19 protein-coding genes are annotated in these 19,580 nt (G+C 34.7%); 10 read left to right on the top strand and 9 right to left on the bottom strand.

The window, feature by feature from the left end; all coding sequences use genetic code 11:
- Positions 1-15 precede the first annotated feature (15 nt).
- Positions 16-1,056: a dual-specificity RNA methyltransferase RlmN gene (gene rlmN, locus F1003_RS14320; protein WP_155090120.1), complete on the top strand. Its 1,041-nt coding sequence runs from the start codon at positions 16-18 to the stop codon at positions 1,054-1,056.
- Between the two features lie 53 nt (positions 1,057-1,109).
- On the opposite strand, the gene F1003_RS14315 is transcribed toward rlmN, so the two are convergent.
- The gene (locus tag F1003_RS14315) at positions 1,110-1,910 is read right to left on the bottom strand and encodes a T9SS type A sorting domain-containing protein (RefSeq protein WP_155090119.1); all 801 of its coding nucleotides are present in this window, start codon (positions 1,908-1,910) and stop codon (positions 1,110-1,112) included.
- A 207-nt stretch (positions 1,911-2,117) separates the two neighbouring features.
- On the opposite strand from F1003_RS14315, the gene F1003_RS14310 reads away from it, so the two are divergent.
- The 6 genes from F1003_RS14310 (at position 2,118) to F1003_RS14285 (ending at position 8,484) form a co-directional block, all read left to right on the top strand.
- Complete coding sequence (locus tag F1003_RS14310) at positions 2,118-2,261, top strand: hypothetical protein (protein ID WP_155090118.1); 144 nt, start codon at positions 2,118-2,120, stop codon at positions 2,259-2,261.
- Complete coding sequence (locus tag F1003_RS14305) at positions 2,258-4,864, top strand: alkaline phosphatase family protein (protein ID WP_155090117.1); 2,607 nt, start codon at positions 2,258-2,260, stop codon at positions 4,862-4,864. Before F1003_RS14310 ends, F1003_RS14305 begins: the two co-directional genes overlap by 4 nt.
- A 56-nt stretch (positions 4,865-4,920) precedes the next feature.
- Positions 4,921-5,898: a polyprenyl synthetase family protein gene (locus tag F1003_RS14300; RefSeq protein WP_155090116.1), complete on the top strand. Its 978-nt coding sequence runs from the start codon at positions 4,921-4,923 to the stop codon at positions 5,896-5,898.
- 119 nt (positions 5,899-6,017) lie between these two features.
- Positions 6,018-6,581, top strand: a complete 564-nt coding sequence (locus F1003_RS14295) for an RNA polymerase sigma factor (RefSeq protein WP_155090115.1) — start codon at positions 6,018-6,020, stop codon at positions 6,579-6,581.
- Positions 6,568-7,350 carry a hypothetical protein gene (locus tag F1003_RS14290; RefSeq protein ID WP_155090114.1) on the top strand — a complete coding sequence of 261 codons (783 nt, stop codon included), beginning with the start codon at positions 6,568-6,570 and terminating at the stop codon, positions 7,348-7,350. Before F1003_RS14295 ends, F1003_RS14290 begins: the two co-directional genes overlap by 14 nt.
- Positions 7,351-7,398: 48 nt before the next feature.
- A complete protein-coding gene (locus F1003_RS14285) occupies positions 7,399-8,484 on the top strand; it encodes a coiled-coil domain-containing protein (RefSeq protein ID WP_155090113.1) in 1,086 nt (361 codons plus the stop codon).
- 76 nt (positions 8,485-8,560) lie between these two features.
- On the opposite strand, the gene F1003_RS14280 is transcribed toward F1003_RS14285, so the two are convergent.
- Positions 8,561-9,871, bottom strand: a complete 1,311-nt coding sequence (locus F1003_RS14280) for a T9SS type A sorting domain-containing protein (protein WP_155090112.1) — start codon at positions 9,869-9,871, stop codon at positions 8,561-8,563.
- Positions 9,872-10,049: 178 nt separating this feature from the next.
- On the opposite strand from F1003_RS14280, the gene dnaG reads away from it, so the two are divergent.
- On the top strand, positions 10,050-12,029 hold the full coding sequence (gene dnaG / locus F1003_RS14275; RefSeq protein ID WP_155090111.1) for a DNA primase: 1,980 nt from the start codon (positions 10,050-10,052) through the stop codon (positions 12,027-12,029).
- Here dnaG and F1003_RS14270 read toward each other — a convergent pair.
- On the bottom strand, positions 12,022-12,651 hold the full coding sequence (locus F1003_RS14270) for a response regulator (RefSeq protein WP_155090110.1): 630 nt from the start codon (positions 12,649-12,651) through the stop codon (positions 12,022-12,024). The genes dnaG and F1003_RS14270 overlap by 8 nt on opposite strands.
- Before the next feature lie 133 nt (positions 12,652-12,784).
- Entirely contained in the window at positions 12,785-13,573 is a 789-nt protein-coding gene (gene nadE, locus F1003_RS14265) for an NAD(+) synthase (RefSeq protein WP_155090109.1), read from the bottom strand.
- 84 nt (positions 13,574-13,657) lie between these two features.
- Here nadE and gldB point away from each other — a divergent pair, with 84 nt between their 5' ends.
- Entirely contained in the window at positions 13,658-14,620 is a 963-nt protein-coding gene (gene gldB / locus F1003_RS14260) for a gliding motility lipoprotein GldB (protein WP_155090108.1), read from the top strand.
- Entirely contained in the window at positions 14,620-14,958 is a 339-nt protein-coding gene (gldC, locus tag F1003_RS14255) for a gliding motility protein GldC (RefSeq protein ID WP_155090107.1), read from the top strand. Before gldB ends, gldC begins: the two co-directional genes overlap by 1 nt.
- A gap of 24 nt (positions 14,959-14,982) precedes the next feature.
- Here gldC and F1003_RS14250 read toward each other — a convergent pair whose 3' ends face one another.
- The 5 genes from F1003_RS14250 to F1003_RS14230 form a co-directional block, all read right to left on the bottom strand.
- Complete coding sequence (locus tag F1003_RS14250) at positions 14,983-15,702, bottom strand: hypothetical protein (protein ID WP_155090106.1); 720 nt, start codon at positions 15,700-15,702, stop codon at positions 14,983-14,985.
- Between the two features lie 369 nt (positions 15,703-16,071).
- Complete coding sequence (locus F1003_RS14245; protein WP_155090105.1) at positions 16,072-17,799, bottom strand: amidohydrolase; 1,728 nt, start codon at positions 17,797-17,799, stop codon at positions 16,072-16,074.
- A 79-nt stretch (positions 17,800-17,878) separates the two neighbouring features.
- On the bottom strand, positions 17,879-18,406 hold the full coding sequence (locus F1003_RS14240) for a DMP19 family protein (protein WP_155090104.1): 528 nt from the start codon (positions 18,404-18,406) through the stop codon (positions 17,879-17,881).
- A gap of 23 nt (positions 18,407-18,429) precedes the next feature.
- Positions 18,430-18,867 carry a hypothetical protein gene (locus tag F1003_RS14235; RefSeq protein ID WP_155090103.1) on the bottom strand — a complete coding sequence of 146 codons (438 nt, stop codon included), beginning with the start codon at positions 18,865-18,867 and terminating at the stop codon, positions 18,430-18,432.
- Positions 18,868-18,909: 42 nt separating this feature from the next.
- A complete protein-coding gene (locus F1003_RS14230) occupies positions 18,910-19,557 on the bottom strand; it encodes a DUF2459 domain-containing protein (RefSeq protein ID WP_155090102.1) in 648 nt (215 codons plus the stop codon).
- Between the last annotated feature and the right edge of the window lie 23 nt (positions 19,558-19,580).

Raw genomic sequence — 19,580 nt, 5'->3', positions numbered from 1 at the left:
GTAACTTTGCACCCAATGGAAACTAAAAAGAAAGACATACGAGCATTAACCAAAGAACAGCTGAGGGATTTTTTCGTTAAAGAAGGTGATAAAGCTTTTAGAGGAAATCAGGTGTACGAATGGTTGTGGCAAAAGTCAGCGCACAGTTTTGAGGATATGACCAATATATCTTTAGAAACACGCCAGATGCTGAAAGATAATTTTGTCATCAATCATATTAAAGTAGATCAAATGCAACGTAGTTCTGATGGCACTATAAAAAACGCTGTAAGACTACATGACGACTTAATTGTAGAATCGGTATTAATACCAACAGCAACAAGAACTACAGCATGCGTATCTTCTCAAGTTGGGTGTAGTTTGGATTGTAAATTCTGTGCTACGGCAAGGTTAAAACGTATGCGTAACCTAAATCCAGATGAAATTTATGATCAGGTTGTGGCTATTCATAACGAAAGCAGATTATATCATAACAGGCCATTGAGCAATATTGTTTTTATGGGTATGGGTGAGCCATTGATGAATTATAATAATGTTTTAAAAGCCATAGATAAAATCACCTCGCCAGAAGGTTTGGGCATGTCGCCAAAACGAATTGTGGTTTCTACTTCTGGAGTGCCTAAAATGATAAAAAAAATGGCAGATGATGAAGTGAAGTTTAAGCTAGCTGTGTCCTTACACTCTGCAATTGATGAGGTAAGAACTTCTATAATGCCATTTAATGCTACGTTTCCGTTAAAAGATTTGCGAGAAGCCCTAGAATATTGGTATTCCAAAACAAAAAATAGAATTACTTACGAATATGTAGTTTGGGAGGGGATTAATGACAAGCGAAAGGATGTAGATGCGTTGGTGGAATTCTGCAAATTTGCACCAAGTAAAGTTAATTTAATAGAATACAATCCTATTGATGATGGTGAATTTCAACAAGCCAACCCTAAAGCATTGGATATGTATGTTAATGTTCTTGAAGCTAATAATATTACTGTGACCGTAAGACGAAGTAGAGGAAAGGATATTGATGCAGCCTGTGGGCAGTTGGCTAACAAAGGGTAATAAAAAAGCCTAAAGTTATTGCTTTAGGCTTTTATTCGTTTTTAAACCAGAATTTATAAAACAATTTTCTTGCGAATAACGGCCTTAGAATTTACATCGTTCAGCTCTACGATATATACACCGTTAGAAAGAGAATTTGCTTCAATAACATAAGAGTCAGTTTCTAAACTACCGTTAAGAACAGATTTTCCTGTAATGTCAATAATTCTATATTCTGTAGACGCAGGTAAATTGTATAAGCCTATGCTCTTATTTATAGGTACAATACGTGTGTTATTATTTTCGAATTCATTTATGCTTAAGGTCGTTTGCCCAGCGTTAATAGCTTCTCCAGGCGTGGAATTATAAGCATAATCTTTAACTGTAAAGCTATCACCAGAGGCACTCACGTCAAGTCTGGCCCAGCCATAGTGAGTATTCCCTCCAATATCAAATCTTAGGCCTATAAACTTATCAGATACTCCGCACCAGTTGCTACTTCCTGTACCATTATAGCAACTGACATAATTTAATGTGCCAATATTATACCATCCAGTTTGCCCAGAACTAATTGCATCTCCTGCATTCATGGCAAAAGGATATGTATAATTGGGCTGTGAGCCTAGAAATGAATTTGTTGATAAGCTAGAAGAGTTTAAAAAAACGGCAAAAATCGAGGAATTGTATGAACTAGCGTTAACTATAAAATCAATTGTAGAGTCATTGTTCAAATCAAGATTGTAATCCACAGCTCCACCACCTGTAAAATCTGCTATGTCTGTATAAACGATTTGACCATTAACATCAGCAATTCCTGCAATTGCTGCAGAAAGAGCACTATATTTCAGTAATTTTTTTGAAGTAATTTTTTTCATAAGCTGTAAAATATTTAAATATATCTAGTTTTAAAGTTAGACATTTTTAATTAAAAAATATAGTTCCCTATTGAATAATTTGATATTAAGTTAGTTAATTATCAAATTACAATATTTTAAATTCAAATTTTATCTATTTAACAATAGATGATATTCATTAATCCTTAAAATATCATTTAAATTTGTTAACCGTCAAAAGTAGTTGATATGCAAAATAAAAATGAAGAACAGAATCCAAAAACATTTGTTATAACCGAAAAGGGTTCTCTTGGACTTTTAGCGTATGGCGACATAGGTTTACGGGAGTGGAGAAAGGTAAAGCAAAATGTAACCAATAAAAACAATGAATGAAAAAACCAAAAGTATTACTGATTGGTTGGGATGCTGCCGATTGGAAAATTATTTGGCCACTGGTTAATAGTGGTCAAATGCCTGCTCTTAAAGGTTTAATGTCTCGTGGTGTATATGGTAATATGAGCACCATGAATCCTCCATATTCACCTATGCTTTGGAGTTCGGTAGCTACTGGTAAAACCCCAGACAAACATGGTGTTCTTGGATTTATTGAGGTTAATCCTGACGGTAATGGCATACGGCCTGTAACTGTAAACTCAAGAAAGGTAAGAGCGCTCTGGAATATATTCCATAACCAAGGTTTAAAAAGTAACTTAGTCGGTTGGTGGCCTAGTTTTCCAGCAGAACCCATAAACGGTGTAGTAGTTTCCGATAAATTTCAAAAAGTAAATAAGGATCCCAAAAAGAAAACCTCAATAGCAAAGGGTACTATTCACCCAGCACATTTTACGGAAAAAATAGCTGATTTGAGAATGTTTCCTCATGAAGTCACAGAAGCCCATATTTTACCCTTTATACCAAGGGCTTCAGAGATAAATCAAGAAAAGGATGCTTCATTGGCATCATTCGCAAAATTATTAGCAGAAAATACATCAGTACATGCCGCAGCAACAAATTTAATGCGCACAACAGATTGGGATTTTATGGGGATATATTATGATTTAATAGATCACTTTTGCCATGCCTTTATGAAGTTTCATCCGCCAAAATTAGCGGCTATACCAGAAAACAAATTTCAATTATATAAAGACGTAATCGAAGGAGCATATCGTTATCAAGATATGATGTTAGAACGAAAACTAGAGCTTATCGATGAGGATACAACTGTTATTGTAATGTCTGACCATGGTTATGAGTCTGGGCATAGACGTATTCTTAAAATGCCAAAATATCCTGCAGCACCTGCTTTAGAGCATAGAAATTTCGGAATTTTTGTTGCTGCAGGCCCAAAGATTAAGAAGGCTGAAAAAGTGTTTGGATTAGGTCTTATTGATGTTGCACCCACCATTTTGCATATGTTTAATTTGCCAGTTGGAAAGGATATGGACGGCAAAGTAGCTCTTGAAATTTTCGAAGAAGCCAATAAGGTAGATTATATAGAGAGTTGGGATAAAATCCAAGGAGATTTTGGTGAGCATCTCAATAAAGAGGATCAATTACTTAGCGATGAAGAAACAATGAAGCAACTCATTGAGCTTGGCTATATTGATAAACCTGATGACAATGTAGAAATAGCGGTTCTAAAGACAAATTGTGATTTAAAGCATAACTTGGCAAGAGTTTATTTGGGTAAAAAAGATTTTGAGAAGGCCAAAGCTATTTTATTGACATTGGTAACAAAAGAATATCCTGTTTATAGTGAATCGTCTTTTAAGGGAAAAAATAAAGATGTTCTAGAGAGACAAGGATATAAAGTCGGTGACAGTGTTATCGATAAAATTCCTTTTTATATGGATTTGCTTACTATAGCTCTCTCTGAAAAAGATTATGATTTAGGTGAGAAATATTTAAAAGTTCTAAGAAGAAAAGATAAGCGGTTTGAAATTAATACATCAGTTTCGGAAGCAAAGATCTTATTAGGTCAAGGTAAAGTAAAACTTGCCTTAAAATGCTTAGAAGAAGCTCGAGATAAAAACCCAAATTCGCAAGTGTGGTATCAAATAGGTAAAGCTTACGATAGAATTAATGATTTAGACAGTGCAAAATCCGCATTTGAATCTGCAATTAAATTTGAGGCTGATAGTGCTAAATCACATCAGGCACTTGCAAAGGTCTTAATAGAATTGAAAGAATATGAAGAAGCGGCTGATCATGCTTTAACCGCTATTGAACTTGTTAGATATTTTCCTGAAGCACATTATACATTGGGTCGTGCTCTTGAAAAAATGGGTCATTTAGAACACGCTAAACAGGCTTATGAAACAGCTGCAATGTTAAAACCAAAAACCTTTCATAGGGCAGAAAGCGCTATTGAGAATATCAATGATGTTTTAAGTGAAAAAATGTCTTTTAAAGATAAATCAAGTCGTACGTATAAGAAAGATCAAATAGTTATTGTTTCTGGTTTGCCAAGGTCTGGTACGTCTTTAATGATGCAAATGCTAAATGCTGCAGGACTTGATATACTCACCGACAAGAATAGATCTGCTGATGCATCGAACCCGAAAGGATATTATGAATACGAGCCAGTGATGTCATTGCATAAAGACAATACTTGGTTAGCGAAAGCAAAAAACAAATCTCTTAAAGTAGTGGCTCCTTTACTTAAGTTCCTTAATCCAGAATTTAGGTATAAAGTCATATTTATGAATAGAGACCTTACGGAAGTCGTTAAATCTCAACAAAAAATGATTGGTAAAGACCCGGAGACCTTGCCTACTAAATTGCTTCAAGCTTATGAAAAACATTTAAAGCAAGTTGAAACATGGAAAGACAAAGAACCAGGTGTGGAACTTATATATGTAAATTACAAAGATGTAGTTGATGATGCTTCTAGTGTTGTAGATAAGTTAGAATCTTTTATAGGCCTAGAACTAGATAAAAAAAGTATGATGGGTTGTGTAGACAAAAAGCTTTACAGGAATAGGGTTTCAAAATAATTTATACGATTTGATATAGGATTTAGGTATTTTTGCTTAATTCATTAAAATTATTGTTGAAAATAACAGAACAAATAAAGCAGCCCATTGCCTATGAAATGGAACTTTTCGAGCAAAAGTTTCAACTCTCAATGGCCAGTAAAGTTGCGCTTCTCAATAGAATAACGCATTATATTGTTAACCGAAAAGGCAAACAGATGCGCCCAATGTTTGTGTTTTTGGTGGCTAAAATGATGAATAATGGTGAGGTTAGCGAACGTACGTATAGAGGAGCTTCTGTAATTGAGCTTATTCATACAGCTACTTTAGTACATGATGATGTTGTAGATGATAGTAATCGAAGAAGAGGCTTCTTCTCTATTAACGCCTTATGGAAAAATAAAATTGCTGTGCTTATTGGCGATTATCTGTTGTCTAAAGGACTTCTACTTTCCATAGATAATAATGATTTCGACTTACTTAAAATTATTTCCGTAGCTGTCCGCGAAATGAGCGAAGGCGAATTACTTCAAATTGAAAAAGCCAGACAGCTAGATATCACTGAAGATGTCTATTATGACATCATTCGTCAAAAAACGGCAACTTTAATTGCAGCCTGTTGTAGTTTGGGTGCCGCATCGGTAAAGCCTAATTCACCAGAAGTGGAAACCATGCGAAAGTTTGGGGAACTCATAGGTATGGCATTTCAGATAAAGGACGACTTGTTCGATTATGGTGAGGAAAAAATAGGCAAACCAACAGGTATTGATATCAAAGAACAAAAGATGACATTACCATTAATACATGTTTTAAACAATTGCTCCAAAAAAGAGAAATCTTGGCTCATCAATTCAGTTAAAAATCATAATAAGGATAAGAAAAGAGTTAAGGAAGTTATTGCATTTGTAAAAACTAAGGGCGGATTAGAATATGCCGTTTCTAAAATGAAAAATTTTCAAGCTGAAGCATTGACATTATTAGACAGCTACCCTGAATCTCCATATAAATCTTCACTAAAACTTATGGTGGATTATGTTATTGATAGAAAAAAATAAATATTATATGACTGATAATCAGTAATATATAAAATTTTTCAAAATATTTTTATTTCATAGGCAACCATTAGCACAACTATTGCGTCTTTATAAATAGAAGCGCAACCGTAATCAATTAAATGAAAGTTATTCAACTTCATAAAAACGAAACTAAACTCATACAAAGAGCTGCGAAACAAAATCGTGAAGCACAACATGTATTGTACGAGTTGCATGCACCAAAAATGCTAAGCGTTTGTAGATATTACATTAAGGATGTGCATCAGGCTGAAGAAGTAATGTTGAACGGATTTTTCAAAGTATTTAAAAATTTAAAATCGTTTAGAAAAGAGGGTAGTTTTGAAGGGTGGATTAGACGCATTATGGTAAGAGAGGCGATTTCATATTTAAGGCAAAAAAAGAAGATTGAGTTTGCAACAGAAGACGAATATTTAGAGCGTGATTACAGCAATAATATCAAAACCAACATCGAAGTTGCAGAAATCCAACAATTGATAGATAGTTTGCCAGAAGGTTACAAAATGGTATTTGTAATGTATGCAATAGAAGGTTATAAGCATTATGAAATTGCTGAACTATTGAATATTTCAGAAGGAACATCAAAATCACAATTATTCAAGGCAAGACAGATGCTTCAGAAAAAAATAAAAGAATTAAATAACAACAGTTATGGCACCAATTAAATTCGAAGAACAATTAAAGGACAAGCTCGAAAAGCGCAGCTTGCAACCGTCGGCCGATAGTTGGGCAAAACTGTCGCAACGTTTAGATACTGAAGAAAAGAAGTCTAGGAACCCATGGTTTTGGTGGATGGGCATTGCCGCAGGTTTAATAATTATGTTGGCAATCGCAGTCGAGGTATTTGGTTCTAAAGATGCTATTGATAAAGCACCACAAATGGTAGAAGAAGATACCATTGAAAACACTATAGAGCCAAAACAACCAAATGGTAACGAAACCCAAACCACAGAGCTCGCTGTAGAAAACGAGCAAACTGAAACTGAGAAAGAGAACACCAATAACGTTGAGCAACCAGAAATCATAAATTATAAATCCGTTACCCAAAAAGAACCAAAATCTAAAACGCAGTTTGCAAACACTGATGAAGCTGAAAAAGCTAAGGCTGAAACTTCTGATAACGCTAATAATGATCAAAAGTCTGCGGTAGATAAAGTTATAATTAATAAAGAAGCTTTTGCAGGAGTGATTAAGGATTTTAAATCTGAAAACACTTCGGTTACTGATAGGGAGGTGGATTCGCTACTGAAGCTGGCAAGCAAAGAATTGTTTAAGGACAAATTACAGAAAGAAACAGCTAAAACTGTTGATGCCAATTTACTCTTACAAGATGTTGAAGACGAAATGGGACAATCCTTTAGAAGCAAAGTGTTTGACGCACTTAAGGACAGTTACGAAACTGTAAAAACAGCAGTTGCAGAACGTAACAACTAACATAAGAATCAAATAGAATAATTATAAATCATCAAAAAACGAACAGTTATGAACACAATTACAAGATTAGTAGTCTATGCCATCGTAATAATGACATTTGCTACAGCACAAGCACAAGAAACGAAAGTAGACTCTACAAAAACGGCTAATCACTACAAGATTGAAGCCCTCGAGGATCTAAAGGCTAAAATTGAGAAAGAAGAACGCGAGTTTTTAAAACAGGAAATCGAAGCGATTAATCAACGTTTAGATGCTAAGCAAATCACAGCCGCTAAAGCTGAAGAGCTTAAAAAAGAAGCCGCAAAAAAGCGAGCAGCCAATATTGAAAACCGAATGGCTATTATAGATAATAAAATAGCGTTACTGGCTAGAAACGAATCTGGTTACGAGACTAATGATAGTTCCGGAGGTTACTTTTCAATATCATTTGGCAATGATGACGACGAGAGTAAATCAATTAGGGTTGGCAAGAAAAACAAACCTAGAAAGTACGATAGACGCACTACGACAGATGTTGTATTTGCCATTGGATTCAACAATACCTTAATCGATGGAGTAAGTTTGGACGATTCACCATACAAATTAGCAGGTTCTGGGTTTATTGAATTAGGATATGCCTGGAAAACACGAGTCTTTGACAATACTAATTTCTGGAGATTGAAATATGGATTTTCCTTTCAATGGAACAAATTAGATATAAAAGACAATAATTATTTAGTAAATACTGATGGTGATATTTCACTGCAAGAATTCCCGTCTGATTTAAACAAGGCTAAATTTAGAACGACCAATTTAGTTTTCCCGGTACATATAGAATTTGGGCCATCCAAGAAAATTGAAAAAGAAAACTATTTTAGGTATTCAACTTACAAAAAATTGAAAATTGGTCTTGGTGGTTATGCAGGTTTCAATATTGGTAGTATGCAAAAGCTAAAGTACAAGGAAGACGGTAACCGTGTAAAAGACAAACAACGTGGAGGCTTTGAGGTGAATGAGTTTGTGTATGGTGTAAGTGGTTATGTGGCCTTAGGAGGAGTGGCCTTGTACGCAAAGTACGATCTCAACCCATTATTTAAAGATCAAGCGGTTAACCAAAACAATATTTCTATTGGTTTCCGTTTTGATATGGATTAAATACTGATTTCATCAATCATTTTTTGAGTGTTAACAAGCCTTAATCTAGAGTTAGATTAAGGCTTTTAACTATGTGTTAATTTTTAATTAACTTGAACGTCTCTTCTACACCAGAAGATGAAATTTTTGCAAAATAAACCCCATTTGTCAAACCTTCAGCATTAATCTCTATGGAACTTTGGTTCACTTTTAATGTCAATACTTCTTTACCAAATAAATCATAAATTTCTATAGAGTCAATGAAAGTATCGGATAATTCAAAAGTCCAACTATTCTTAGTGGGATTAGGATAAATATTAACTTTAACTTTCTCAAAATCATTAACTGATAACGGTTGGGTAGAAAAAATAAGATTGTCTAAATAAACGGTACCATTACCAACAACTTTAAATTGCATCACATCCAATAGGCTAAACCCTTGATCTGTAAAATGAGATAGAGGAATGTCTTTACTAACCCAAGTATTGTTAATTATACCATCTTCAATAGCAAAGTCGTAAAATTTTTCACCAGCACCTCCTGTGGATTGATTAATAAGAAAGAACTGTAGGGCAGTGGCGTCAGAAGACCAATAATCTATATGAATATAATTCATGCCAGTAACGTCTTGTACATTTGTGGAAAAATCTGTCCCTTGATAATTTAAGTCGTTATATTTTAAAGTATTATTTCCTTGTATATCTATTTGGGTAGTTACGGTAGCTTGTCCCCAAAATGGGTTGTAGTCTACATTAGAAATATCCATATAAGGATTATTTGTATTGAAGACTGAAATTACATTTGCAGCCGGAAGCGTTGGTGTTGGTGCTGCTTCCATAGGGGACGGCTCAACAACTTGTTCAGAAAACGAAATATTATCAAAGTAAACGATATTATCTTGAGTTCTGCCAGCATTGTCAAAATCCGGAAAGATTATGATCTGATCTACAACTTGAGGGAACAGCCCTATGTAAGGAGAAAAGTCAAAAGTTAATTCTTCCCATTGATCAGTGACTGTATTCGCAACTTTGATCTCTGGTTGCGCAGCAGAATCGCTAGCGGCAAACTTTAATCCTACATCACTTATAACAGATTTATAAACCATTATTTTTATAGTGCTATTATTTGCATCAAAAGTAAAACTATCAATATCTGCTCCATGCATGGATTCGCAACCAGCAAATGGCTGACCAGTTTGCAAGGCAGTAAATTTTGCAACTGTCGCAGATGTATTCTGACCTTCAATAAAGGGATTGGCTATTATCTCTAAGGGTGGGTTAGTGTCGTTCTCAAAAACGGACCATGTCCAATCGCCTCCAATTCCACTAATTTCAAAATCAATTGGCGCATTCTGTGAATAAGAAAAGATTGAAATAAGTGTTGCTGTAATAAGTAATTTTACTCTCATAGTTATTATGGTTTATTAATACTCTCAATGTTAGGGCTAATTATTGATTATATAATAATATCCACCCATACAAAAACCATACATATTGTTTTATGATTAAAAAAGAGGTAAGTGCTGTTTTATGTTTTTAAAACAAATAGTTTATCTTAAATTTACAAACTTGCTAAAATTCTAATAATTGATTTCACAAAACACCATAGCACAAGTCTTTGAAACCGCTCGAGTAGAGGAGGTTATTGGTGATTTTGTACAGCTAAAAAAAGCGGGTAGTAATTTTAAGGGATTAAGCCCTTTTAGTGAAGAGCGCTCACCAAGTTTTATGGTATCTCCGGTAAAACAGATTTGGAAAGATTTTTCGAGTGGTAAAGGTGGAAATGCTGTTACGTTTTTAATGGAGCACGAGCATTTTACCTATCCTGAAGCAATAAAGTATTTAGCTAAAAAATACAATATTGAAATAGAGGAAACTGAACGTACAGACGAAGAAAAAACACAGCAAAATGCCAAGGAAAGTCTGTATTTGGTTAGTGAATATGCTAATGAGTACTTTCAGAAAATTCTGCATAAAACGGACCAAGGTAAAGCCATTGGTCTAAGCTATTTTAAAGAACGAGGATTCACCGAAGAAACCATTAAAAAGTTTCAATTGGGTTATGCGTTAGATGAGTGGCAAGCCTTTACAGATGATGCTTTGGGGAAAGGTTATAAGCTAGAATTCTTAGAGCAAACAGGTCTTACCATTGTAAAAGACCAAAAACGCTTCGATAGGTTTAAAGGCAGAGTAATGTTTCCTATCCATAGTATGAGTGGTCGCATTCTTGGTTTTGGTGGTAGAATTTTAACCAACGATAAAAAAGCAGCCAAATATCTTAACTCACCAGAAAGCGAAATTTACCATAAAAGCAAAGTTTTATACGGTCTGTATTTTGCTAAACAAACCATTGCCAAAGAAGACAATTGCTTTTTGGTAGAGGGTTATACAGACGTTATTCAGTTTTACCAAACAGGAGTAAAAAATGTGGTGTCGTCGTCTGGTACGGCATTGACTTCTGATCAAATTAGACTCATCAACAGGCTTACCAATAACATTACCGTACTATTTGATGGTGATGCTGCAGGTATTAGAGCTTCAATCCGTGGGATAGATTTAATTCTGGAGCAAGGAATGAACGTTAAGGTCTGTACCTTCCCAGATGGTGAAGATCCAGATAGCTTTGCCAAGTCTAATACTTTAGAAGAACTTACAGCCTATCTTGATGAAAATGCCAAGGATTTTATACAATTTAAGGCATCACTTTTGGTTAAAGAGGCTAAGAATGATCCTATAAAAAAGGCCGAAACGATTCGTGAGATCGTCAATAGCATTGCTAAGATTCCAGATGCCATAAAGCGTGAAATTTACATACAAGAATGTGCATCAATAATGGACATCAGTGAAAATGTGTTGTTCAGCACTTTGGCACAGATTTCTAAAAAGGAATATCAGGAGGCGAATAAAAAACACAAGCAACAACAAAAAGCTTTTGAGGTTGTAAAAAGCGAACCGCAACAAAAGCAGAAGGTTGATGTACAATATGAATTAGAACGTAAGATTATAGAAATCTTAATGCTTTATGGTGATAGAACGGAACAGTTTGAAGATTTGATTTTAAAAGAAGATGAGACTTCAGGCGAATTACTTTTAGAGCCAACAATACATGAAGCACGCGTTTTTGAAAAAATTTATCTCGACCTTCAGGAGGATGAAATGATGTTTTCCAACGAAAAGTTTAGGGAATTATATTATTCGATAATAGATAAGCTGAATCAAGACGAAGACTTTTCAACCAAAGATTTCATTAATCAATTGGACCAAGCAACCGCAAGTGAGGTTACAGGTATTTTAATGGAAGACGAAAAGTATAATTTACATGATTGGCAGCGCAATCATATCATCCCTAAAGAAAAGGAACATTCAATTTCCCAACTGGTGAGCCAAACCATCTTAAGTTTGCGTTGCTATTTAATAGATCAAAAAGTAGCCGAATACAAGAATGATACCTTAAGAGAAGGTGTAGATTCGCGCACAATTATAGAAGATGTAAAAGATTATCTTGGTCTTAAAATGCTTCTATCCCGTAAACTTGGTAAAGTAATAGGAGGTTATTCTATTAAGTAAGGTTGTGATGTTTAGCTTGGTGAATTAAATCAACGATATTATTTACATTGAGTTTCTTAAAAAGTCTAGCTTTGTAAGTACTCACCGTTTTTTCGTTGATGTCTAACTCTTCAGCTATTTCTTTGTTTTTTCTACCAATTGATAATAATTTCAACACCTCGACCTCTCTGGTAGAAAGCTTTTTAAACATGCGGCTTCTACTTTTTCGAGTGTCTTCGTAGCGCAAATGTTTGTCCATTTTTTCGCTGAGAGAAACTTCACCTCCATGAATTTTTCTAACAGCAGCTTCAATGGCATTAACATCAGCAGTTTTGCTTAAGTAGCCAGAAGCGCCAGCTTTTAGCGTGCTAATGGCATAAATCTCTTCGGGTTGATGACTGAACATCAACACATTAACGGATTTATTTTCTTTTTTAATGGCTCTAAGTGCAGTAATACCGTTAAGTTCTGGTAAATCAATTTCTGAAATAATAACATCAACTTTATGACGTCTTACAAATTCAAAAATCTCAATGCCACTACTTAACTTGCCTACTACCTTTAAATCTGGTTTACTATTTAAGAACAATTCTAATCCTGTTCTTACAATAGGATGGTTGTCAACAATCAAAATATGTATCATGACAATTGTTTTTGGGTTGGTTAGGGTTAATTAAAATAGCAAAAACTAAGTCAAGAGTATTCAAGGGGATTTGCTGCGCAAAAATAACTAAAAATTAAACGATTTAAGCAATTTAATCGATAAACGGCAATATTTACCTTAAATCTTTGGGAATTTCGCAAACTGGAATTGGAATCATTTTATGCTGATTACGAGTATTATAGCTCGTGAAAATCTCAAAAGCTTCACGCTGTCTTCCTGTAAAGTCATCAGCTGTTTTACCTTCGTCTTTCATCTGCATGGCCCATTCTAACTCCGGATAAGACGCTCCGATTTGGTCTTCATCACTTCGAGCATCGCCAAAGAGACCATCACTAGGAGCTGCGTTCATGATAGATTCTGGCACTTCTAAATAGTCACCAATTTTATAAACTTCAGATTTCAGTAAATCTGCAATTGGACTTAAATCCACACCACCATCACCGTATTTTGTAAAAAAACCAACACCAAAATCCTCAACCTTGTTTCCTGTGCCAGCAACTAAGAGTCCTAAGAGACCTGCATGGTAGTAAAGTGTTGTCATTCGTAATCGTGCTCTAGTATTGGCCAATGCCATATCAACAGTTTCTTGTTTACCATCTAAACTGACTTCGGTTTTAAATTCTTCAAAAACAGGTGTTAAATCCACTCGAGAATCACTAACATTAGGAAAGCGTTTTTTTAGCTGAGCAATATGTTCTTGCGCTCTTGTAACGTGACTAGCCGCTTGGTGAATAGGCATTTCTATACACAAAAGGTCTAAACCAGTTTTGGCGCAAAGGGTTGAGGTAACGGCAGAATCAATCCCACCAGAAATACCAATAACAAAGCCATTGACCCTAGCTTTGGTAGCATAATCTTTTAACCAATCTACAATGTGATTTACAACCTTTTCTGTTTGCATAATGTTTATAATTTAAAGCAAAGAAACGTACCTTTGCACAACAAAAATAACGGAAACGTGTTAGGATTAAAAATGTTTTGTAAAATGTCATCGAGAATTTACATACTCTTAATGTTTGAGCTCATTTTGCTGTCTTGCGGAGAAGATTCTAAGCTTGAGAGCGAGATTGAAAAAATTGAAGTAGATTTTGTTGTAGAGCGTTTTGATAAGGCTTATGAAAATACAACGGCAAATGATTTGCCAAAACTAAAACGAGCATATCCATTTTTGTTTTCTAAACATGTACCGGATTCTGTTTGGATAAAAAGAATCAACGATACATTACAAGGTATGCTATTGAATGAAGTGAATAAGGCATATCCAGATTTTACGGATGAAAAGGAAGACTTAAGAAGCTTGTTTAAACATTTAAAGTATTACGATAAAACGTTTAACACACCAAGAGTGGTTACCTTAACAAACGATGTGGATTATAGAAATAAAACCATTGTAACAGATTCGTTAGTGCTTATCGCTTTAGACAATTTTTTGGGTGAGAATCACGAGTTTTACCAAAACATTCCAAGGTATTTAGCTGCAAATATGCAAAGCGACCAAATTGTACCAGAAGTGGCGGAAGGCTATGCAAAAAAATATACATTCCAAACGGATAGAAAAACCCTTTTGGATGAAATGATTTATTTCGGGAAATTGCTATACTTCAAAGATGTTATGATTCCTTTTGTATCTGATGCAGAAAAAATTGGTTATACAGAGCAACAGTTAAAATGGGCTGAAGCCAATGAAAGTTCTATTTGGAGTCATTTTATAGAAAACGAAATGCTTTACAGTACAGATAGTAAGCTTCCTAGTCGTTTTATTGCGGATGCACCTTTTTCAAAATTTTATTTAGAATTAGATAACGAATCTCCTGGGAGGTTAGGACAATATATAGGTTGGCAAATTGTTAGAGCTTATGCCGAAAACACTGAAGAAGATGTTATGCTTGTATTGCAAAAAGAACCTGAAGAAATTTTTATAAAATCGAAATTTAAACCAAAAAAGTAATGGCTAAAACCATAAAATCTAAAATAGAACTAAACGTAGAACTCGACGAAAATCGTGTGCCAGAAAAATTGAAATGGTCTGCACAAGATGGAGGAGTTAATAATGAAGAGGCTAAAGCTATTATGTTATCTGTTTGGGATAGTAAAGCACAAGAAACATTAAAGATTGATCTATGGACTAAAGATATGCCTGTGGATGAGATGAAATTGTTTTTTCATCAAACTTTAGTCACTATGAGCGATACGTTTTTACGTGCTACCCAAGATGAGAAAATGACAGCGACGATGAAAGACTTCTGCGATTATTTTGCTGAGAAATTAGAATTGAAAAAACAATAGCTCATTACCTCTAATCTTCTAATCTTAAGATTTATAAAAAGGCACAGTATTGAAGCAATTGGTTTCCTGTGAATTGGCATAATCTGGATTTTGTCTTTTAAAACGCATAAATTCTGTTGTGTCATAGACTTCCCAAATTGTTAACTCGTTATGCTTTCCTGCTTTGGATTTTAAATCAATTTTATGCTGGGCAATCATTCTATCGACAACCTCCTTATCTCCAATTCGCATTTTTTTACTTGAGCTATGACCCTTGTTTATGTGCTTCACTATCCAATAAAACCTTACGTTTCTAACAGGCTGTTCCTTTATGTCAGTAATAGGTAGTGTTTTGCCTTCGGCTTCGTTGGTTAGTGTTAACTCATTAATTGTAGATTGCTCTTCTATTTCAGTGTCAACTATTGTGTCTTCTACTGTGTTTAATGCTTTGTGCCTTAATAAAGTAAGGATGATAAGTTTGTCCTGTACCTTAACTTCGGTGACAAATCGTCCATTAGGAATTTTAGCTAAAGGGATTTTGATTTTTTGCTTTTCAACAATAAAGGTTTTTTCAAATGAATTGTTATAGATATTAACCTTGGAAATATCGAATTCGCTTTCGAGTAGTAGGCTGTCGCCAGATGCGTTTAAGGAATGTTTTAGATCCTTAGCTCTAAAATTAATATTCTGTATGAGGCTAGACTCTTGACCAAAGATAAGGGTCGTCAAAAACAGACATGCTATTCTGCAGATACTTTTCATCATAAGTAGGTTTTTGTTTTGGGAAACAAACAATATTCCAAAATGCTTTACGAACTTTCGAATATCTGAGACTAAAAATATAAACGAATGTGGTTTTTTGAATACTACTTAGCTATATGACGTTTTTTTAAGATAAAAGACCTAAGCTATCGTCATAAAACCAAAAACTATGTTGAATGAAATTCTCTTTTTGCTGTTTTATGAAGACTATGTTTGGTTATTAGACGTTCATGCCTAATGCTTAAAAACTCATAACATATTGGTAAAGTTTTGGTAATACCTAAGTGTAAAAAGTATTCTATTTTTGTGGTGATAGTAGTCACTATTAAACATTAGTTAGGCCTTCATATGAGAAGGAAACTAGTGTTTTTTTTATTTTTTGTTGTCATACACTACCTTTCCATCAAAAATAGTCATCACTACTTTGGTGTCTAGAATTTTTTCTTCTCCAACTGTCATTATATCTTGATCGTAAATGGTAAAATCGGCAAGTTTACCTACACTTATCGAACCTTTTATATGATCTTCAAATGCACCATAAGCCGCATCTAGAGTGTAAGATTTTAAGGCTTGTGCTCTTGTCATTTTTTGCTCAGGTTCATAACCACCTTCAGGAGTACCTTTTAAGGTTTTTCTACTGACACTGGCATAAAAACTTGCAATCGGATTTATTGGCTCCACAGGCACATCTGTTCCGTTTACTATTGGCACTCCACTTTGTAACAAATCTTGCCACATATAAGCACCTTCCTTTATTCGCTTTTCGCCTAGACGATCAATCGCCCAAGGTCTATCGGAAGACATGTGTACAGCTTGCATAGCAGGAATAACATTGAGTTCTGCAAAACGTGGAATATCATCTGGATGTAAATGCTGTGCATGCTCTATTCTGAACCTATGATCGTTAGCCATATCTGGTAGCTCCTTAAAAGCCATTTCGTATCGATCTAGAATTTCTCTATTGGCACGATCGCCAATGGCATGGGCACATACCTGAAAACCATGTTTAAGTCCATTTAAGGAAGTTTCCTTTACAAATTCCATAGGCAAAGTTTCATGCCCAAAATGATCTGGTCGGTCTGAGTAAGGCTCTAAAAGCCATGCTCCACGAGAACCCAAAGCACCATCACAGTTTAGTTTTACGGACCTGATGGTGAAAAGATGATCTTCATCTACCATAATGCCTTTTTTATACCAATCATTAAGTAAGTCTTTTTCCCATCCTGTAAGCATCGCATAAATACGCGTATGCATTTTGTCTTCGGATTTCATTTTTTCATATAAGGCAATAGTTTCTTTTCCGATGCCAGCATCGTGAAAACTGGTAATGCCATTTTTATGACAAGCTTCTACAGCCAATTGAAAAGCTTTGGCATCTGATTCAGGTGTCTTTTCTGGAATGTGCTGTGTAATTAATGTTTGTGCACGCTCATTAAAAACACCTGTTGGTCTGCCAGAGGCATCTACAAGTACTTCGCCACCTTCTACTTCGTATTTTTTTACGCCATCTAAAGCTAAATTTTGCAAACCTGCTATTTCCATAGCCTTAGCGTTTGCAAAACCTGCATGTCCACTTGCATGCTTTAAGTAAACCGGATTTTCTGGTGAAACCTCACTCAATAAGTGATGTGTTTGAAACCCATGAACCGTTTCAGCAGGCATGCTATCCCATTTGCTTTGGTGCCAACCACGACCTACAATCCACTCACCTGGCTGAGCTGTTTTTACACGCTCGGCCACAGCATCAACAATAGCTTGGTAGCTGGTCGTATTCATAAGATCTAAATTGAGTTCGTTATAACCCAAGCCCATAAAATGTCCATGGCCTTCAATAAGACCAGGTGTCATGGTTTTACCCTTTAAGTCTATAAGTTTTGTTTGCTCATTTTTATAGGTTTCAGCTTCTTCTAGACTGCCTGCAAATAGTATTTTATTGTCCTTGGTTGCTACAGCTTCTACAGTTACTGAAGTGGAATCTACAGTATAAATCGTGCCTCCATAAATAAGCAATGTTGCCGTTTCTTGTTTAGGGTTAGAACAAGCTAAAACACAAAGCAGAATTAAAAAGGCGCTAGAAATCTTAAAAAATCTTGATATCATAAAGGATGGTTTTATAGAGCGATAAGATACAAATATTATGAATTTAAACATTAATTAACAAGATGCTTTTTTTAATATATCACTCGTCAAAATCAGATTTATTTTTAAGTACAAAAGCAATTAGCAATTCCGTTAAATTGTCCTCGTATTTGTAAAATTGAGTATCGAGATTATCCCATTTTTTCTCTGCTTTTTCTTCTATTTTTTCCAGCTCGATGTGTCTTTTTCTCCTATCTTTTGGGACAGTTCCATTATTAAATTCTGAATTTGCTTTTTTAACTATCTCAGCTGTTTTATTAGCGCCAATTTTAATTAAAGCATCGACCGTTTCATTGGCAAAGTCTCCACTTGAATTAAAGTAAAACTGATTAAACCCACCATTGTTTATTTCGCGCTCTAAGTTTTCAATTAAGAGAAAGGTCTTTTGAGAATCATTCAGTTTGTCAATTTTCTCGCCATAATTACTTTTAATATTGAGATATGAGTCAATTTCCATGACAATCATATCTCTTTGTTCAATTTTTAAAATCTTGTCTAAGTCAAATTCTGTCTGCGCACTTGCATTTGCAGAAAATATGGATGCTATATAAATCAAAAGTTTTTTCAAAATGTTCTTTTTTCTGTTTTAAGTTATCTGCACTTATTTTTAATCTTTTCTAACGCTTTAGGAAATGTACTCTTCATAAAATCCAAATGTTCATCCATGACATCTATTTCAACCATAAGTGTGTTACTGTCCTTTCCTTCTGTAAGTCTGTAAATTTCAGAAGCTCCAGACCATATTTTTGTTTCGTCGTCAATGGGTTGTTCCTTGCCGTTTACTACAGTTCCGATATGCTTAAATTGTATAACTTCATTAGGAATATGTTTTTCAACAATGCTATAGATGCCACTTTTATCTGGTGCGAGAAATAGTACGGTACTGCCTTCTTTCCAGTTATCTGTCACAGCGTATGAACCCTCAAAAAAAACGCTTACCCAATCGCGATAAGAGTCGTTATCCCAGAGTGCATTCCATATTTTGGATTTTTCTGCTTTAATATCTATTGAGAAGTGTAGTCTGTTCATTGTTGTTTGATTGGTAAACCATAGCCATTTGGGTTATAGTTCTTATTTGTACTTATTTAATAATCCAAAGTCAAAAGGCGTCCATAGGCAAGATTTTAGTCCACTTTCCTTAAATCCTGTATTTACCCAGCTGTTGCAAGTATTAAAACAAGAATAGTTGCCATTGGCCTTGTAAAAATCATCGATTGGTGAATAGCCTTTATCTTTTAGCATAATCTTTGTGCCGTCTGTTTTGGTTTTAAAAGTTTTAAGTAAATATGAATTGAGTTTTTGTAGCTCTGCGTCATTCACTTTTATTTCTACCCAGTCTGTTCGTTGTTTTTTATATCGTGTTACGTGAACTAATGTTGTGCTTTTTAAAAACATCGCTCTAGTGGCATTACTAAGGGTTAAATCTCCCCAAGTAGGTGTGTTGATGTAGAAATTCTCATCTCCCCAACCAAATGATAAATAGTTTTCGTTTTGATAATGTCTAATTCCGGATAAGACTAAACTATCTATATTCTTTATTGGTATAATAATATCCAAATGAACGCCATTTGTACCCAAAAATATGGTCTTATCGCCATTAGTAGCAATTTCATTTCGATCTATTGTTATTAATGTCAGAATCAAAGAAATTAATAGGTAACTTACAGGGATGAGTAAAAGGTAGAGAACCCATTTAAATATTTTCTTTGTTGTTCTCATGTGAGGACTTTAGTGTTTTTTAC

Origin of the sequence: Winogradskyella ouciana (assembly GCF_009709615.1) — a bacterium.
Lineage (GTDB): Bacteria > Bacteroidota > Bacteroidia > Flavobacteriales > Flavobacteriaceae > Winogradskyella > Winogradskyella ouciana.
This window is presented reverse-complemented; position numbering and strand designations above follow the sequence as displayed.

What these genes read in the sequence shown, in the direction of transcription:
- rlmN (WP_155090120.1), top strand. Translation starts at nt 16, where the DNA reads ATGGAAACTAAAAAGAAAGACATACGAGCATTAACCAAAGAACAGCTG.
- F1003_RS14315 (WP_155090119.1), bottom strand. Translation starts at nt 1,910, where the DNA reads ATGAAAAAAATTACTTCAAAAAAATTACTGAAATATAGTGCTCTTTCT.
- F1003_RS14310 (WP_155090118.1), top strand. Translation starts at nt 2,118, where the DNA reads ATGCAAAATAAAAATGAAGAACAGAATCCAAAAACATTTGTTATAACC.
- F1003_RS14305 (WP_155090117.1), top strand. Translation starts at nt 2,258, where the DNA reads ATGAAAAAACCAAAAGTATTACTGATTGGTTGGGATGCTGCCGATTGG.
- F1003_RS14295 (WP_155090115.1), top strand. Translation starts at nt 6,018, where the DNA reads ATGAAAGTTATTCAACTTCATAAAAACGAAACTAAACTCATACAAAGA.
- F1003_RS14290 (WP_155090114.1), top strand. Translation starts at nt 6,568, where the DNA reads ATGGCACCAATTAAATTCGAAGAACAATTAAAGGACAAGCTCGAAAAG.
- F1003_RS14285 (WP_155090113.1), top strand. Translation starts at nt 7,399, where the DNA reads ATGAACACAATTACAAGATTAGTAGTCTATGCCATCGTAATAATGACA.
- F1003_RS14280 (WP_155090112.1), bottom strand. Translation starts at nt 9,871, where the DNA reads ATGAGAGTAAAATTACTTATTACAGCAACACTTATTTCAATCTTTTCT.
- F1003_RS14270 (WP_155090110.1), bottom strand. Translation starts at nt 12,651, where the DNA reads ATGATACATATTTTGATTGTTGACAACCATCCTATTGTAAGAACAGGA.
- nadE (WP_155090109.1), bottom strand. Translation starts at nt 13,573, where the DNA reads ATGCAAACAGAAAAGGTTGTAAATCACATTGTAGATTGGTTAAAAGAT.
- gldB (WP_155090108.1), top strand. Translation starts at nt 13,658, where the DNA reads ATGTCATCGAGAATTTACATACTCTTAATGTTTGAGCTCATTTTGCTG.
- gldC (WP_155090107.1), top strand. Translation starts at nt 14,620, where the DNA reads ATGGCTAAAACCATAAAATCTAAAATAGAACTAAACGTAGAACTCGAC.
- F1003_RS14250 (WP_155090106.1), bottom strand. Translation starts at nt 15,702, where the DNA reads ATGATGAAAAGTATCTGCAGAATAGCATGTCTGTTTTTGACGACCCTT.
- F1003_RS14245 (WP_155090105.1), bottom strand. Translation starts at nt 17,799, where the DNA reads ATGATATCAAGATTTTTTAAGATTTCTAGCGCCTTTTTAATTCTGCTT.
- F1003_RS14235 (WP_155090103.1), bottom strand. Translation starts at nt 18,867, where the DNA reads ATGAACAGACTACACTTCTCAATAGATATTAAAGCAGAAAAATCCAAA.
- F1003_RS14230 (WP_155090102.1), bottom strand. Translation starts at nt 19,557, where the DNA reads ATGAGAACAACAAAGAAAATATTTAAATGGGTTCTCTACCTTTTACTC.